Here is a 15,463-nt window from a genome sequence, read left to right as displayed (position 1 = left end):
AACTCGCTGGAATAGGACTTTCGCATCATCTGCACACCTCGGGTTTGGGCGCCATCATAGCGCCCTATTGATGTGTCCAAATTCATTAGGCCAGTTCAGCTTGCCTGCGATAGCGATGTAACAGTCACCGGATGTATCGACTGAACCACCGCAATCGCAGGCAAGCCAGCTCCCACATTTGTTTTGCGCAGGTTCAAGTTATTGCCGCAAATCAACCCAATAGATAAAAGGCACGGCCCATTCCGTGCCTTTTGCGCTCGGCTCTGAGAAAATGCCCGCACTTTTTTTGCGGATGCCGACATGACTGCCCTCAAGAACGACCGTTTCCTTCGTGCCCTGCTCAAGCAACCCGTGGACGTCACCCCCGTGTGGATGATGCGCCAGGCCGGTCGCTACCTGCCGGAATACCGCGCCAGTCGCGCCAACGCCGGCGACTTCATGAGCCTGTGCATGAACCCGGAGTTCGCCTGCGAAGTCACGATGCAGCCGCTGGACCGCTACCCGCAACTGGACGCGGCCATCCTGTTTTCCGACATCCTCACCATTCCTGATGCCATGGGCCAAGGCCTGTATTTCGAAACCGGCGAAGGCCCGCGTTTCAAGAAAGTCGTGAGCACCCTGGCCGACATCGAAGCCCTGCCGATCCCTGATCCGCACAAAGACCTCGGCTACGTGATGGACGCCGTAAGCACCATCCGCCGCGAGCTTAACGGCCGCGTGCCACTGATCGGCTTCTCTGGCAGCCCATGGACCCTGGCCACCTACATGGTCGAAGGCGGCTCGTCCAAAGACTTCCGCAAGACCAAGGCCATGCTCTACGACAACCCACAGGCCATGCACCTGCTGCTGGACAAGCTGGCGCAGTCGGTCACCTCCTACCTCAACGGCCAGATCATGGCCGGTGCACAAGCGGTGCAGATCTTCGACACCTGGGGTGGCAACCTGTCGGCGGCGGCGTACCAGGAGTTCTCCCTGGCCTACATGCGCAAGATCGTCAGCGGCCTTATCCGTGAACACGAAGGCCGTAAGGTGCCCGTGATCATGTTCACCAAGGGCGGCGGCCTGTGGTTGGAAAGCATTGCCGATGCAGGCGCCGATGCCCTGGGCCTGGACTGGACCTGCGACCTGGGCGAAGCCCGTCAGCGTGTGGGCAACCGCGTGGCACTGCAAGGCAACATGGACCCCACCGTGCTGTACGCCAAGCCGGAAGCGATCCGCACCGAAGTCGGCCGTATCCTGGCCAGCTACGGCAAGGGTACCGGGCACGTGTTCAACCTGGGTCATGGCATCACGCCGGAAGTGAACCCGGAGCATGCGGGTGCGTTCTTGCAAGCGGTACATGAGTTGTCCGCGCAATATCACCAGTAATACCCAGTGCTTGAACGGCATCACCGTCTTTTTCAAGAGGGTGATGCCTATACATGCTGCTCAATGTTTATTGCGTTTATATTGTGTTTGGCGTGCACCTAATTCTGTTTGAAGAATGCATTAGTTGTAAGAATGGTCTTATAGTTGTGTGGTTTATGTGGCTTGTTGGGAAACTTCTATGTTGATAATGCAATTTGTCCTACATACAGGTTTCTTGTAATTTATAAAACTTCGCCCCGCTTGTGTTACAGCAACCGTAGAACGTCGTCCATATCGTCGATATGGGTTTTGTCAGGTCGTTAAGTTGGGTCGAAATTTTATGATCAAGAAAGAATTGTCCCGTTGGGGCGGTGCGTCCTCGCTCGCCTTGTTGAGTGCTTTGTTGCTGCCCACCCAAGGGGTTCAGGCACACGGTTATCTAAATGACCCGCCATCACGCGCATTGCAGTGCCAGAAAGGCCTGAACAAGGATTGCGGTGGTGCACAGTATGAGCCACAGAGCGTGGGTGAAACCTTCAAGGGTTTCCCTGCCGGAGTCGGCGGCGCGCCGTTGCAGGGTCCAGTTGATGGGAAGATTGCCAGTGGTGGACATGGCCTGTTCGCAGCCATGGACGTCCAGTCGGCCGACCGTTGGTACAAGACCGAAATCAAAGATCGCACGATAAAGTTCGATTGGAAGTACACCGCGCCCCATCCGGCGACCAAGCATGAGTACTTCGTCACCCGCAATGGCTGGAACCCTAACCTACCGCTCACACGTGCTTCGTTTGAAAGCACCCCGTTCTGCTCGGTCGACGGTGGCAACGTGCTGCCAACACCGGGTGCCAAGCATGAGTGTGTCATTCCTCAGGACAAAAACGGCTCTCACGTTCTTCTCGGTATCTGGACCGTTGGTGACACCGATGCCGCGTTCTACAACGTTGTTGACGTGAACATCATTGCCGAAGCTGATCTGCCAGGCGGCTGGAGCAATGTTGGCAGCACGGGGGCCTCCACCCCATTGCTGCCTGGCGACAAGGTCAAGGCCCGTGCCTTTACCGCAAATGGCGAGAGCGCTGCACACTCGGTTGAAATCAGCATTGATAACGCCGAAGAAGGCAAACCTGAGAATTGGGCGTTCAAGCTGGCAGAAACCATCAACAAGACCCAGTCCTTGATTCAAGCGGGCATCCGCGACGAGCAGGGCAATGTTGTGCCGGTCAAAGGCCAAAATAACCTGTATGCCCAGAAAGACAGCGGCGTAGTTCGTTACGAAGTCGCTCCGCAGATGCAACAGGATAAGGACGCCAAAATGCTCTTATCATCGGTTGCTGAGGAGTATCAGCTGGAAAAAGGCCGCACGACCATGAACTTCACCGTGCTCGCCAACCGCGAAATGAACGTTGAAGCCACCTTGTACAACGCCAACAACAAAGCGGTCGGCACTGTGAAAACCCTGGTACAGGGTTCCGGCAACTGGCTCGCAATTGATGTGCGCTCCGAGCCTGGTGCTCACGTTGTGAAGCTGATTGGTACTACCACTGATGGTCGTACTGTTCTCCAGGATTCCAAGCCGCTCAATCTGACAGGTGAAGGCGGTGCGCACGACTACCATTTCGTGTTCCCGCAAGGCCTGGAAACTTACACTGCCGGTACTCGCGTGCTGCACCCGCAAACGGGTGAAGTCTACGAGTGCAAGCCGTTCCCTGTGTCGGGCTACTGCAAACAATACATCCCTACTGCCAACGGCTATGAGCCGGGTGTTGGTCACCATTGGCAAGATGCCTGGGACCAGCTCTAACCGTTAGTTGACTAAGCCTGGGCAAGTTCATCTGAATTTGCCCGGGTATTTTTAGTGTGTAATGTTTTTTAAGTACGGAACTTCAGTTGGAAAAGTGCACGCGCTATACGCCTGTCCAAATTGTGCTTCATTGGATCTCGGCGGCTGTTATTTTGTGGGCCATGTTGTCCGGTTTTTACGTTGCGCTCTTTGACGTTGCGCCAGTCACTAAAGCGTGGGTGGGCTTTGTTAATGTATCTCTGACGTCGCTTTATATTCCCGTGTTTGTGCTCAGGGTCTATAGCTCTTTCATGCATGGGTTTTCCACGTGTGGCCAAACGCGGTCCGTCAACGAATACATAGCCTTGTTAGTTCACAAGGCAATGTATGTGATGGTGGGTGTTGTGCTGGTGACGGGCGTTTTGATGATGGACCGTCCGATCAACATATTTGACGTCTTGGTGGTCGCCCAACTGTTAACTGACCCGGCGGCTATTGAGTATTTCATGCGGGTGCATATCCAGGCCTGTATCGCCTTGCTGGCCCTGATTGCCATGCATGTGGGGGCCGTTATCAAACATGAAGTGTGTGGCCGTAGGGTCCTCAAAAATATGTCTTTCTCCCAAGGGGCGGACGCCCGGTGATGCCGACAGGTTGGCGGGTACTCCTCCTGATGCTGCCCATGAGCTATGGGGGAGTGCTTGGGTGGCAGGAATGGCAGTTCCGCCGGGCGCAATGGGCCACTGTGCAAACCATGCCTGCACCGTTGCCCACGCTTACGCCACCCTCCGCGCTCAACACCCAGGCAGTGGCGACGGTGCTTGGCCTGACCACTCAAGGCAGTGTCTTGGACAGTGCTGAACCGCTGACCCTGCGGGCCACAGTGGTCGCCCGTGACAGCGAGTCACGCGCCTTGCTGGCCGGGCCCGACGGCGAGCGCTTTTATCGTGCTGGCGAGCGCTTGCCGGGTGGCAGTTTGTTGCGCCGTATCGAGCCTGCACATGTGGTGTTGTGGCGCCAAGGGCGTGAAGAGCGATTGAGCCTTTACCCCGCAGGCCCGCGTTTTCTCCAACCTGCCGACACCCACCGACAGGCGGCCGCGTCCCGTCATCTGCGGCCCACGGTCGAAACATCGAGGAGTGAATAGGTTCATGAACAGCATGATCGGGCAGCGTGTCCGGGCGGTCGCCTTTGTCGCGTTCGCCTTGTATGGCGGGCCCTCGTCAGGCACGGAGCAGCGCTGGCAACTGACGATGAATAACGCCGAACTGCGCGATGTGGTCGAGGAAATGTCGACCATCCTCGACACCACGGTAATCCTCGATCCGAAAATCCAGGGGCGCATTACGGTCATGTCCCGCCAGGCGCTGGACCGCGAAGGTGTGCGGCGCCTGTTCTACAGCGTGCTGGATGCCCATGACTTCAGCGTCATCGACCAGGGCGACCAGATCCTTATTGTTCCAGTTGCCCAGGCCAAGTCCCAGGCCAGCGCCACGGATGCGCGCGCGCCGGCTGCGCAGCAGTTTGTTACCCAAGTTTATGCGCTAGGTTCCAGCAACGCGTCGGACCTGGCGGGCCTGGTGCGGCCACTGATCTCGCCCAACGGTTATGTCGGCCCCTCGGTGTCTGCCAATGCCTTGGTGGTTACGGACACAGCGCGCAACGTTGGCCGAATTGGCGAGGTCATCCGGCAGCTGGATTCCGGGGCCAAAAATACCCATGAACTGATCGAACTGCGCCACGGCGTGGCGGCGGACATCGCACGCCTGATGGAAGCCTCACTCGGCAAACAGAATGCCGACAGCGCCATTCAGGTCCTGGCGGACTCGCGCAGCAACCGATTGGTCATCGTCGGTACACCAGAGGTGCGCCAGCGCCTGGTGCAACTGGCGCGTAGCCTGGACACGGCCACGCCTGCACGCCTGGACAATGCCCGGGTAATTCGCCTGCGCTACAGCGATGCCAAGCAATTGGCCGAGGTGCTGGACACCATGGGGCAGGGCACGAAGACAACGCCGACATCCACGGCTCTGAAAGACGCTGCCAACACCCAGCCGTTCATGGTGCGGGCAGATGAAAGCCAGAATGCCCTGGTGATCGTCGCCGAAGCCGCCCAGCTCGCCACGCTGGAAGCGATTGTGAGGGAGCTGGACCAGCCTCGGGCGCAAGTGCTGATCCACGCGGCGATTGTTGAGGTCAGCGGTGACATCAGCGAGGCGCTCGGCGTGCAATGGGCGCTCAATGGTGGCCGCGCCCAGGGCGTTGTAAATTTCTCGGGTAGCGGCATCCCGATTCTTGGCGCCCTCAAGTTCGACGAGAATACCGTTGCCCCCGATGGCGCTGTGCTAAAACTCGGCACTGATCGCTTTGGGGCCTTGATCTCGGCCCTGGCCAGCAACACCCATAGCAACCTGCTGTCGACCCCGAGCCTGTTGACCCTGGACAACCAGGAGGCAGAAATCATCGTCGGCCAGAACGTGCCGTTCAAGACCGGTTCCTACGCCACCACAGGCAGTGGTGCAGACAATCCCTTCACGACCGTGGAGCGCAAGGACGTCGGGATCAGCCTCAAGATCAAACCCTATATCAACGAAGGCTCGACCTTGCGCCTGGAGGTGGAGCAGGAGGTCTCGGATATTGCGCCGGCCGTCTCCGGCGTCGATTCCTCGGACCTGATCACCAATAAACGTGCGCTGAAAAGCACGATCCTGGCCGATGATGGCCAGATCATCGTCATCGGCGGCCTGATCAAAGACAGCGTACGCAGCCAAAAAAGTGGTGTGCCGTTACTGCGCGATATTCCCTACCTGGGCGCATTGTTTCGCTGGAGCCGCGATACCCAGACCAAGAGCAACCTGATGGTGTTCCTGCGGCCAACCATCGTACGCAGTGGCCAGGACCTCTCCGGCATCAGCCAGCAGCGCTACCAGGACTTGCGCGAGCAAAGCCAGCCGCGCCTGCCCGATGAACCGGCGCAATTGTTCGATGCGCGCAGGCCGGCGTCGGAGGCGCGATGAAGCCATTGCCCTTTGGTTTTGCCCGGCGCTTTGGTGTGTTGCTCGATGACGGCCAACTGGTGGTGCGCAGTGACACGCCCTTGAGCGCGATTGCCGAAGCACGGCGCCTGAGCGATCACGAGTTGCCGTTGCAAGTGCTGGCCGGCGATGCCTTTGCCGAGCGCCTGGCCCAGGCCTACAGCGATGGGCAAAGCGCCGCCGAACAAGTCGCCCAAGGGTTGGACGATGAACTGGACTTACTCAGCCTGGTGGACCAGGTGCCACAGGCCGCTGACTTGCTGGAGCAGCAGGGGGACGCGCCAATCATTCGGCTGATCAACGCCTTGCTCAGTGAAGCCGTGCGGGAAAAAGCCTCCGATGTGCACCTGGAAACCTTTGAACACACGCTGACGGTGCGCATGCGGGTGGACGGCCAGCTGCGCGAAATGCTCAAGCCACGGCGTGAACTGGCGACGCTGCTGGTGTCACGCATCAAGGTCATGGCGCGCCTGGATATCGCCGAAAAGCGCGTGCCCCAGGACGGCCGCATGGCCTTGCGCCTGGCCGGCCACGAAGTGGATGTGCGCGTTTCCACACTGCCCTCGGCCCATGGTGAACGGGTGGTGCTGCGCCTGCTCGACAAACAGGCCGGGCGCCTGCAACTGGCCCGCCTGGGCATGGCGCTGCCAACCCTCGCGGGCCTGCAGCAACTGCTGGGCAAACCCCATGGGATCTTCCTGGTCACCGGCCCCACCGGGTCGGGCAAGACCACCAGCCTGTACGCCGCGCTGACCCACCTCAACGACCAGACCCGCAACATCCTCACCGTTGAAGACCCGATTGAATATCACCTGCCGGGCATCGGCCAGACGCCGGTCAACCCCAAGGTCGAAATGACCTTTGCGCGCAGCTTGCGGGCGATCCTGCGCCAGGACCCTGACGTGGTGATGGTGGGCGAGATCCGTGACGGGGAAACCGCCGAGATCGCGGTGCAGGCTTCTCTCACCGGGCACTTGGTGCTATCGACCTTGCATACCAACAGCGCCATCGGCGCCATCACTCGGTTGGTGGATATGGGGGTGGATGCCTATCTGCTCGCATCATCCCTGGTCGGCGTGCTGGCTCAGCGCTTGTTACGCACGCTCTGCCCGGCCTGCAAGACCGCCGTTGTGGCGGATGCCGAAGTGTGTCGGCGGCTGGGCCTGGACCCTGATCAAGCGCCCCAGGTGTTCAAGGCCGCAGGCTGTGATCAATGTCGCCAAGGCTATCGCGGGCGTATCGGCATTTATGAGCTGGTCAGCATCACGCCTGCACTGTCTGCGTTGATTCATCAAGGTGCCAACGAGCAGGTGCTCGTGGCCGAGGCCCGACGAGCCTCCCCCAGCCTGTTCGAAGACGGTCGCCGCCTGGTGCTGGAGGGGTTGACCAGTGTGGACGAACTGCTGCGTGTCACCCAGGAGGACTAGCCATGCCCACCTACGACTATCGCGCCCAGGACCGCGACGGGCGAGCCTGCAAAGGCCGGCAAGAGGCCGACAGCCCGCGACATGCCCGGCAGTTATTGCGTGAGCGCGGGTTGTTGCCCAACCAAGTGCAGGCTGCCAGCGAACGCGCCGCCCGGGGGCCGGTGCGGGTAGCAGGGTTGAGTGCGGCAGACCTGGCGCTGCTTACCCTGCAGTTATCGACCCTGGTCCAGGCGGGCTTGCCCTTGGAGCAGGCACTGCAAGCCGTCGCCCAGCAAAGCCAAAAGCTGCGGGTCAGCAGCTTGCTTGCACAGGTGCGCGACCGGGTGATGGAGGGGCAGTCCCTGGCGTCGGCGCTTGGCGTGTTTCCCCGTGCATTTCCCGAGGTGTTCCGCGCCACCATCGCGGCGGGTGAACGCTCCGGCCATTTGGGGCATGTGCTTGAACAACTGGCGAGCTACACCGAAGCCCGCCAGGCCTCCCGGCAAAAAATCCAACTGGCCTTGGTGTACCCGGCGCTGCTGATGTTCGCCTGTGTGGCCATCGTCGGTTTCCTGCTCGGTTATGTGGTGCCGGATGTGGTGAAGATCTTTATCGACAGTGGCCAGCCGCTGCCTTGGCTGACCCAGGCCATGATCGCCTTCAGCCACGGCCTGCGCACCTACGGTCTGGTGTTGTTGGCGTTGTTGTTGGTCGCCGGGGCCGCGCTGCGTTGGAGCTTGAACCAGCCGCGTTGGCGCTGGCAGTGGCACCGCCTGGCACTACACATTCCGCTGCTGGGCGGCGTCTTTCGCGCCATGGAGGCCGCGCGGTTTGCCAGCACCCTGGCGATCCTCGGCAAAAGCGCGGTGCCCTTGGTGGATGCCCTGGAGATTGCCGCCGCTGTGATTGGCAACGTCACCATCCGTGCGCGCATGAGCGATGTCGCGCGCTCGGTCCGCGAGGGCGGCACGCTCACCCGCGGCCTTGAACTGGGGGGCGATATCCCGCCGCTGATGCTGCACATGATCGCCAGCGGTGAACGCGCCGGTGAACTCGACACGATGCTGGCGCGCGCCGCCGAGCAACAAGAAAAAAGCCTCGCCGCCCGTATTGCGCTGGTGGTGAGTTTGTTCGAGCCGGCGATGCTGGTGGTGATGGGCGGCGTGGTGCTGCTGATCGTCATGGCCATTCTGTTGCCGATCTTAAGCCTTAACCAACTGGTGAATTGAATGCTCAACGTGAGTAGGGGACAGCGGGGTTTTACCCTGATCGAAATCATGGTGGTGGTGGTGATCATCGGTGTGCTGGGGGCCATTGTGGTGCCGCAGTTCATGGGTCGCCCCGACCAGGCCAAGGCCACGGCCGCCAAGACCGATATCCAGGCCATCGCCACCAGCCTGGAAATGTACCGGCTCGACAACAGCCATTACCCCTCTACCCTGCAAGGCCTGGAGGCCTTGAGCAAGCGGCCCGCCGGTACGCCGCCCGCACGGAACTGGAACCCTCAGGGCTACCTGAAAAATATGCCGATAGACCCGTGGGGTACGCCCTACCAATACCTGAACCCCGGCGTGCGCTCTGCCAACGGCGGCTATGACCTGTATTCCCTGGGCGCCGATGGCGTGAGCGGCGGTGAAGGCCTTGCGGCCGATATCGGCAACTGGGGTGAATGAGCCGATGCACAGGCAGAGCCGCGGCTTTACCTTGCTGGAACTGATGGTGGTGATCGCCCTGGTCGGCATTGTGCTCGGCGCGGTGAGCCTGGCAACGGGTAGCAGCCCGGCACGCCAGGCGCGGCAGGAGGCAGGCTTGATGCTGCAATTGGTCCAGCAACTGCGTGAACAGGCCGTTAATGAGGGGCGCGAATATGGGCTGCGGGTGCAGCCTCACGCCTATCAGGTTTTTCGCCTTGAACCTCAGGGTTGGCAGCCGGCCGGTGCCCTTCATCACATCGCGCAGGACGTCCACATGCACTTGGAACAGGAAGGGCTGCGCGTGAGCCTGGACCGGCTTGCGCCGCAAGTGTTGGCGCTGAGCAGTGATGAAGTCAGTGCGTTTGTCCTGTCTTTTGCGTTCGCCGGGCAGGTTTTGACCAGTGTCGTCAGCGATGGCATCGGGGAGCCATGGATTGAAGGCTAGACAGCGTAGGCGCCGGACCCGGCCGAAACACCGTGGGTTCACCTTGCTGGAGGTGATGATCGCCCTGGCCATTTTCGCCACGCTGGCCGCTGCGGTGATCGCCGCCAGTCACTACTCCTTGCGCCAGAACGCCCGGCTCAAAGAACAGGTGCAGTGCGCCTGGGTAGCAGACAACCAACTGAGCGAGCTGCGGCTGCAATCGGCAACGCCTGGGCGCCAGCAACTGCTGCGGCATTTTGATGGACGTGACTGGATTGTCGAGCAAACCCTCGCACCGACAACGGACCCACGTTTGCTTGAAGTGGATATCAGTGTCAGCCCTGCCGACGGCGGGCCAGCGGTCTATCACACCCGTGGCTGGATACCCGCCGAGCATGAATAAACAGTCAGGGTTCACCTTGTTGGAGCTGGTTGTCGCCTTGGCCATCTTTGCCGTGCTGGGCCTTGCCAGTGGGCGCCTGTTTGACACGGTGGTGCGCGCCCAGCAGGCAACAACCAGCCACGGGCAGGACCTGCGGCGCCTGCAGCGAGCCCTTGGGGTTATCGAGCGCGATGCGTTGCAACTGGCGTCATCGGTCATTGTCCTCGGCCCCACGACCTTGCAACTGCAGCGCGAAAACTGGCGTAACCCACAGGATCTGCCGCGCAGTGAACGCCAGCACGTGCTGTACCGCCTGGATGACCGAGTGCTGTGGCGCGAAAGCCGCAGCCCCGAATCCACAACGGTCGAACGCCAAAAACTGCTCGACGATGTCGACCTGTTGAGCTGGCGCTTGTTCGCGCCGCAAATAGGTTGGAGCCACGTTTGGCCCGTGGGTAAGGACGCCGCCGCCAACCCTGCGCAGGCGCTGGAGGTGGTGGTGTCGGTTGGCCGTTTCGATCAGGTTCGCCGCGTCGTGTCATTGCCGCAGGCGCGCCCATGAAGGGGCGCCAGCGCGGTGTGGCCTTGCTCAGCGTGTTGCTGGTGATGAGCCTGGCGTTGCTGCTGACGGCGGGCATGCTACGCAGCCACCACTTGATGGTGCAGGGCAGTGCCCGGCAGATCCATCAGTTGCAGCTTCGCCAACTGGCATTGTCGGCAGAAACGTGGGCAATGCTGGCCTTGAAGGCGGCTGGTGACGATGAGCCCCTGGCGGTGCACCGTGGGCAACCATGGGCACATGTCACCTGGCCTTTCGACGCGCAGGGCGCCCACGTTGCACTGGAGATCGAAGACCTGTCCGGCCGCTTGAACCTCAACGCGTTACTCGGTGCAGGGCAAGTCGATCGGGTCACCCAGCAGCGCTGGTCGCGCCTGCTCGATTCCCTAGGGTTAAAACCGTTGGACCTGCAGGCGACAGGCGAGCGCCAGGCATTAAGCCACTTGCGCGTGTTGCCGGGCGTTGACGGTGAGACCTTGCGCCAGCTGGAACCTTGGGTAGCCCTGTTGCCTCGGGATGCGGGCTTGAACATCAACACCACGTCACCGCAGGTGCTGTCGACACTTGAAGGCCTTTCCCTGCCAACCGCCGAAGCCTTGGTACGCCAACGTCCGGCCGACGGCTACCGCAGCGTCCAGGCCTTCACCCTCGACCCTTTGATTGCCGGGCTTGGGCTGACGAGTCACGGGTTGGGGGTCGGCAGCCGCTGGTTTCGCATCACCGTTGACGTGAGCGTGGGTACCAGCCACTTGCGCCTGGCCAGCGAGGTCGAGCGTGAACGTAAATCCGGGCGCTGGCGCGTGGTGCAGCGACGCCTATTGCCCGCCCCTTTGAGTGAGATCTAGCGATGAAAACCTGGCTGCATTTGAGTGCCGAAGGCCTGGCCATGCCTTCGGGGCAATGGCCGTGTTGTGTCTGGCAGGCGGGCGGTGACAGCCGCCAGATGGCGCTGGTCGATGCGTCCCTGTTATTGACGGGGCAGCGGGTTGACCTGCTATTGCCAATGGAAATGTGCAGTGGCCTGCGCAGCGAACCGTGGCCTTCAAGGCGTCGTCCCAGCGCTCAAGCGATTGCCTTCGCCATCGAGGAGCAACTGGGTGAAGACCTTGAAGGCTTGCATGTATGCGCGGGGCGTCGGGACGCGGCAGGGTGTTACACGGTGTTGGTGACGCACAAGGCGCGCTTCAAGGCGCTGCTGCAACTGCTGGCCTCCCTTGGCATCGACGTTTGCAGCGTGCATGTGGATGCCGATGTGTTGCCCGCCGACTGCCACGCGGCCGTGGATTGGCAGGGGCGCCGGGTATTGGGTGCCCCTGCGCGCCTGGCCATGTCCGAGTCCGCACTCAAAGCACTGGAACCCTTGCTGGGTGAACCCTTGCAGTGGTTGGACGAAGCCCAAAGCCGGGAGGTGATCGAGCAAGCGTTGTGGGGTCAGGGGCAACCGATCAACCTGCTGCAAGGCGAGTTTGCTCCCACCCGCCAACCTTGGCCTTGGTCAACGGCCGTGCTGGCAGCGGCAATGACGTTCATGTTGGGTTGGGGGTTTATGCAGTTGCGTATCCAGTACTTTGAAACGCAGGCGCAACAGCTTTACGCGCAAAGCGTCGAGCACTTCCAGGCGCTGTACCCGGAGCAGGCTCGAATTGTCGATCTCGCCGCACAGTTCAAGGCCTTGCAGGGCACCCGTGCGCAGTCACCTGAAACCCCGTTGGCCCGCTTGGTCGGCCTTACCGAGCAAGTGGTCGGAGGAGGGGATGTGAATGTCGAGAGGATTGAATTTCGTCGCGGTGATGGCTGGAAAATCCAATTGACCACCCACGGTTTCAGCGAGCTGGAACAGTTGCGTGAACGCGGGCAGCTGAGTGGCATGCCCGTGCGTGTCGGCAATGCCAGCAAGGAAGGTAGCCGGGTGCACGCGGTGTTGATGCTGGAGGACCGATCATGAGAGCCAAGGTGATGCAGGGCCTTCACGCCTGGAAAGCGCTGGCCCCTCGCGAGCGTTTTTTACTGGGCGCCCTGGCGTGGTTTTTGATCGCCGTGCTGTTGTTCCTGTTGGCGTGGCAGCCGAGCCAGCAGCGGCTGGCCAGCGCCGAGCAGCACTACCAGCGACAGTGGGTATTGGCCCAGCAGTTGAAGCAGGCCCAACCAGGCTCGGCATTGCAGGCCCAAGGGGCGCCGCAGGCCTCGAAGATCAGCCAGAGCGCAGAGGCGGCAGGGCTGAGCCTGCAGCAGATTGAAGTTGAAAGCGATCAATTGCGCCTGACCCTCAGCGGCGATGCACAAGCCCTGCTGGCGTGGCTGGCGCAACTGGAGCGAGAGGCCGGGGCCTTCCAGATGCTGACCCTGGAAAAACGCGACAACCTGCTGGAAGCGCGACTGGTGCTTTAGGCCTTGGCCAATGGCGGCAGCTTCGCCAGCTTCAAGGCCACCAGCAACGCACCCAGCAACAGCGCCACGATAAATGCGCCGATGCCGTTCCAGCCTGCAAAGTGCCAGAAGAACCCACCCGCTGTCCCCGCAACGCTGGAGCCCACGTAATAGCTGAACAGGTACAGCGACGACGCCTGCCCCTTGGCTTTCACCGCACGGCGGCCAATCCAGCTACTGGCCACCGAGTGGGCGCCAAAGAAGCCGAAGGTGAAGATCAGCATGCCCGGCACCACCAGCCACAGAGGGGTGAACAGGGTCAGGACCATGCCCGAGAGCATCAGCACGATGGTGGCCCACAGTACGCGACGGCGGCCGAGACGGTCGGCCAGCGAGCCGATTTTCGCCGAGCTATAGATACCCGAGAGGTACACCAGCGACAGCAGCCCCACCACGGCTTGGCTCAAGTCATACGGATCGGCCAGCAGGCGGTAGCCGATGTAATTGAACAGGGTCACAAATGCGCCCATCAGCAGGAACGCTTCGAGGAACAGCCACGGCAGGCCCGCGTCCTTGAAGTGCATGACGAAGCCGTCCAGCAGGTTGCGTGGCTTGAGGCTGGTGGCGCGGAAGTTGCGCGATTCGGGGAGGATTTTCCAGAACACCGTGGCGGCAATCAGCGCCAGGGCGCCGATGATCAATGTGGCAGTGTGCCAACTGACGAAGTCGATCAGCACGCCCATGATCAAGCGCCCGCTCATGCCGCCAATGGCATTACCACCGATGTACAGGCCCATGGCCAGGCCGATGTGTTGCGGATGGATCTCTTCACTCAGGTAGGTCATCGCTACGGCGGCCAGCCCGCTGAGTGACAGGCCCACCAAAGCGCGCATCAGCAAAATCCCTTCCCAGGTCGGCATCAGGCCGCTGGCGATGGTGGCCAGCGCCGCGCAGAACAGTGCGCAGACCATCACCGGCTTGCGCCCCAAGCGGTCGGAGATCGGCCCGGTGATCAGCAGGCCCAGCGCCAGCATCGCTGTGGCCACCGACAGGATCAGGCTGCTCTGCGCCGCGTTGATGGAAAACTCGTGGGACAGCGCCGGCATCATCGGCTGCACGCAATACAGCAGGGCAAACGTCGCGAAACCACCGCAGAACAGCGCCAGCACCGTGCGCATGAACATCGGCGTGCCTTTTTCGATGAACGCGTCGTTTAGCTGGGCGACGACGTCATCCAGGGCGGTGGGTGGGACTTCTTGAGCGTGTGGAGCGACAGCAGAATTCACGGGGACCTCGGGGAGGGAGAGCGTGCCAGGACCGGCAATGCAAAAAAGAATATAGCTGGCTAATGATTCTTTCCAATATATTGTTCGACCTGTTTAAGAGCTTTTACGACCTAATGAGGTTTGCATGGAATTGCGTCATCTGCGGTACTTCATCGCCGTCGCCGAAGAGTTGCATTTCGGCCGGGCCGCGCAGGTCCTGGGGATCTCGCAGCCGCCGTTGAGCCAGCAGATCCAGGCCCTGGAACAGGAAGTGGGCGCGCGGTTATTCGAGCGTACCAATCGTCGGGTCGAGCTGAGCGAGGCAGGGCGGTTGTTCCTGCACGAGGCGCGGCTGGTGCTGGCCCAAGTGGACAAAGCGGCGGATGTGGCGCGGCGCGCGCAACTGGGGGAACTGGGTGAATTGAAGATCGGTTTCACCTCGTCGGCGCCGTTCAACGCCAGTATCCCCAAGGCAATCTTTGCGTTTCGCCAGGCGTTCCCCGCAGTGCACTTGAATTTGCAGGAAATGAGCAGCACCGAAGTCGCTGAATCGTTGGTGGATGAGTCGATCCAAGTGGGCTTGATGCGGCCATTGCCGTTGCCCGATTCCTTAAGTGTCGTTGAGCTGATGCGTGAACCGCTGGTTGCCGTGTTGAGCGCCGGTCACCCGTTGGTGCAAGGCACTGAACGCGGCCTGCACCTGGCGCAGTTGGCCGAGGAACCCTTCGTGTTTTTCCCGCGCAGCTATGGCAGCGGGCTCTACGCGCAATTGCTCAGCCTGTGCCGCGACGCCGGCTTCAGCCCACACTTTGCCCAGGAGGCGGGCGAGGCGATGACCATCATCGGCCTGGTGGCGGCGGGGTTGGGGGTGTCGGTGCTGCCGGCGTCTTACCAGCGCATACGGATTGATGGCGTGGTCTATCGCACCTTGTTGGACCCGGAGGCGGTGACGTCGGTGTGGCTGGTGCAGCGCAAGGGTGTGCAAACGCCGATGGCGCAAGCTTTTGTAGAACTGTTGGTGGCGNACCAGCGCATACGGATTGATGGCGTGGTCTATCGCACCTTGTTGGACCCGGAGGCGGTGACGTCGGTGTGGCTGGTGCAGCGCAAGGGTGTGCAAACGCCGATGGCGCAAGCTTTTGTAGAACTGTTGGTGGCGAGGGAGCTTGCTCCCGCTGGGCTGCGCAGCAGCCCTAAAACCTGA

General features: G+C 61.1%; 16 protein-coding genes. 15 read left to right on the top strand and 1 reads right to left on the bottom strand.

The features are described from left to right. Positions 1 to 300: 300 nt before the first annotated feature. From hemE to gspM, 14 genes are all read left to right on the top strand, one after another. Positions 301 to 1,368, top strand: coding sequence for a uroporphyrinogen decarboxylase (gene hemE / locus ACLD1Y_RS29705; protein WP_429481226.1), 1,068 nt, complete (start codon positions 301 to 303; stop codon positions 1,366 to 1,368). 319 nt (positions 1,369 to 1,687) lie between these two features. After that, positions 1,688 to 3,148, top strand: a complete 1,461-nt coding sequence (gene gbpA / locus ACLD1Y_RS29700) for an N-acetylglucosamine-binding protein GbpA (protein WP_429481225.1) — start codon at positions 1,688 to 1,690, stop codon at positions 3,146 to 3,148. A gap of 86 nt (positions 3,149 to 3,234) precedes the next feature. Next, complete coding sequence (locus tag ACLD1Y_RS29695) at positions 3,235 to 3,771, top strand: cytochrome b (RefSeq protein WP_429481224.1); 537 nt, start codon at positions 3,235 to 3,237, stop codon at positions 3,769 to 3,771. Positions 3,772 to 3,809: 38 nt separating this feature from the next. Next, the gene (locus tag ACLD1Y_RS29690) at positions 3,810 to 4,274 is read left to right on the top strand and encodes a type II secretion system protein N (protein ID WP_429481223.1); all 465 of its coding nucleotides are present in this window, start codon (positions 3,810 to 3,812) and stop codon (positions 4,272 to 4,274) included. A 4-nt stretch (positions 4,275 to 4,278) separates the two neighbouring features. After that, a complete protein-coding gene (gspD, locus tag ACLD1Y_RS29685) occupies positions 4,279 to 6,144 on the top strand; it encodes a type II secretion system secretin GspD (protein WP_429481222.1) in 1,866 nt (621 codons plus the stop codon). Then, positions 6,141 to 7,589 (top strand): type II secretion system ATPase GspE, encoded by a 1,449-nt coding sequence (gene gspE, locus ACLD1Y_RS29680; RefSeq protein WP_429481221.1) that lies wholly within the window; start codon positions 6,141 to 6,143, stop codon positions 7,587 to 7,589. The genes gspD and gspE overlap by 4 nt, the downstream gene beginning before the upstream one ends. 2 nt (positions 7,590 to 7,591) lie before the next feature. Further along, positions 7,592 to 8,797 (top strand): type II secretion system inner membrane protein GspF, encoded by a 1,206-nt coding sequence (gspF, locus tag ACLD1Y_RS29675; RefSeq protein WP_429481220.1) that lies wholly within the window; start codon positions 7,592 to 7,594, stop codon positions 8,795 to 8,797. Continuing rightward, positions 8,798 to 9,241, top strand: coding sequence for a type II secretion system major pseudopilin GspG (gspG, locus tag ACLD1Y_RS29670; protein WP_429481219.1), 444 nt, complete (start codon positions 8,798 to 8,800; stop codon positions 9,239 to 9,241). 4 nt (positions 9,242 to 9,245) lie between these two features. Continuing rightward, positions 9,246 to 9,707, top strand: coding sequence for a type II secretion system minor pseudopilin GspH (gene gspH, locus ACLD1Y_RS29665; RefSeq protein ID WP_429481218.1), 462 nt, complete (start codon positions 9,246 to 9,248; stop codon positions 9,705 to 9,707). Further along, a complete protein-coding gene (gene gspI / locus ACLD1Y_RS29660) occupies positions 9,697 to 10,089 on the top strand; it encodes a type II secretion system minor pseudopilin GspI (protein WP_429481217.1) in 393 nt (130 codons plus the stop codon). Before gspH ends, gspI begins: the two co-directional genes overlap by 11 nt. Then, positions 10,082 to 10,630, top strand: a complete 549-nt coding sequence (locus ACLD1Y_RS29655) for a type II secretion system protein GspJ (protein ID WP_429481216.1) — start codon at positions 10,082 to 10,084, stop codon at positions 10,628 to 10,630. The genes gspI and ACLD1Y_RS29655 overlap by 8 nt, the downstream gene beginning before the upstream one ends. After that, positions 10,627 to 11,472: a type II secretion system protein GspK gene (locus ACLD1Y_RS29650; RefSeq protein ID WP_429481215.1), complete on the top strand. Its 846-nt coding sequence runs from the start codon at positions 10,627 to 10,629 to the stop codon at positions 11,470 to 11,472. Before ACLD1Y_RS29655 ends, ACLD1Y_RS29650 begins: the two co-directional genes overlap by 4 nt. A 2-nt stretch (positions 11,473 to 11,474) precedes the next feature. Further along, the gene (gspL, locus tag ACLD1Y_RS29645; protein WP_429481214.1) at positions 11,475 to 12,572 is read left to right on the top strand and encodes a type II secretion system protein GspL; all 1,098 of its coding nucleotides are present in this window, start codon (positions 11,475 to 11,477) and stop codon (positions 12,570 to 12,572) included. Continuing rightward, positions 12,569 to 13,015, top strand: coding sequence for a type II secretion system protein GspM (gene gspM / locus ACLD1Y_RS29640; protein ID WP_429481213.1), 447 nt, complete (start codon positions 12,569 to 12,571; stop codon positions 13,013 to 13,015). Before gspL ends, gspM begins: the two co-directional genes overlap by 4 nt. Here gspM and ACLD1Y_RS29635 read toward each other — a convergent pair. Next, positions 13,012 to 14,232, bottom strand: a complete 1,221-nt coding sequence (locus ACLD1Y_RS29635) for an MFS transporter (RefSeq protein WP_429481229.1) — start codon at positions 14,230 to 14,232, stop codon at positions 13,012 to 13,014. The genes gspM and ACLD1Y_RS29635 overlap by 4 nt on opposite strands. A gap of 172 nt (positions 14,233 to 14,404) precedes the next feature. Between ACLD1Y_RS29635 and ACLD1Y_RS29630 the strand changes: the two genes are divergently transcribed. Beyond that, complete coding sequence (locus ACLD1Y_RS29630) at positions 14,405 to 15,463, top strand: LysR substrate-binding domain-containing protein (protein ID WP_429481212.1); 1,059 nt, start codon at positions 14,405 to 14,407, stop codon at positions 15,461 to 15,463.

Origin of the sequence: Pseudomonas sp. 18175 (assembly GCF_050432925.1) — a bacterium.
Lineage (GTDB): Bacteria > Pseudomonadota > Gammaproteobacteria > Pseudomonadales > Pseudomonadaceae > Aquipseudomonas.
The sequence above is the reverse complement of the archived record's forward strand: the minus strand, read 5'-3'. Positions and strand labels throughout refer to the sequence as shown.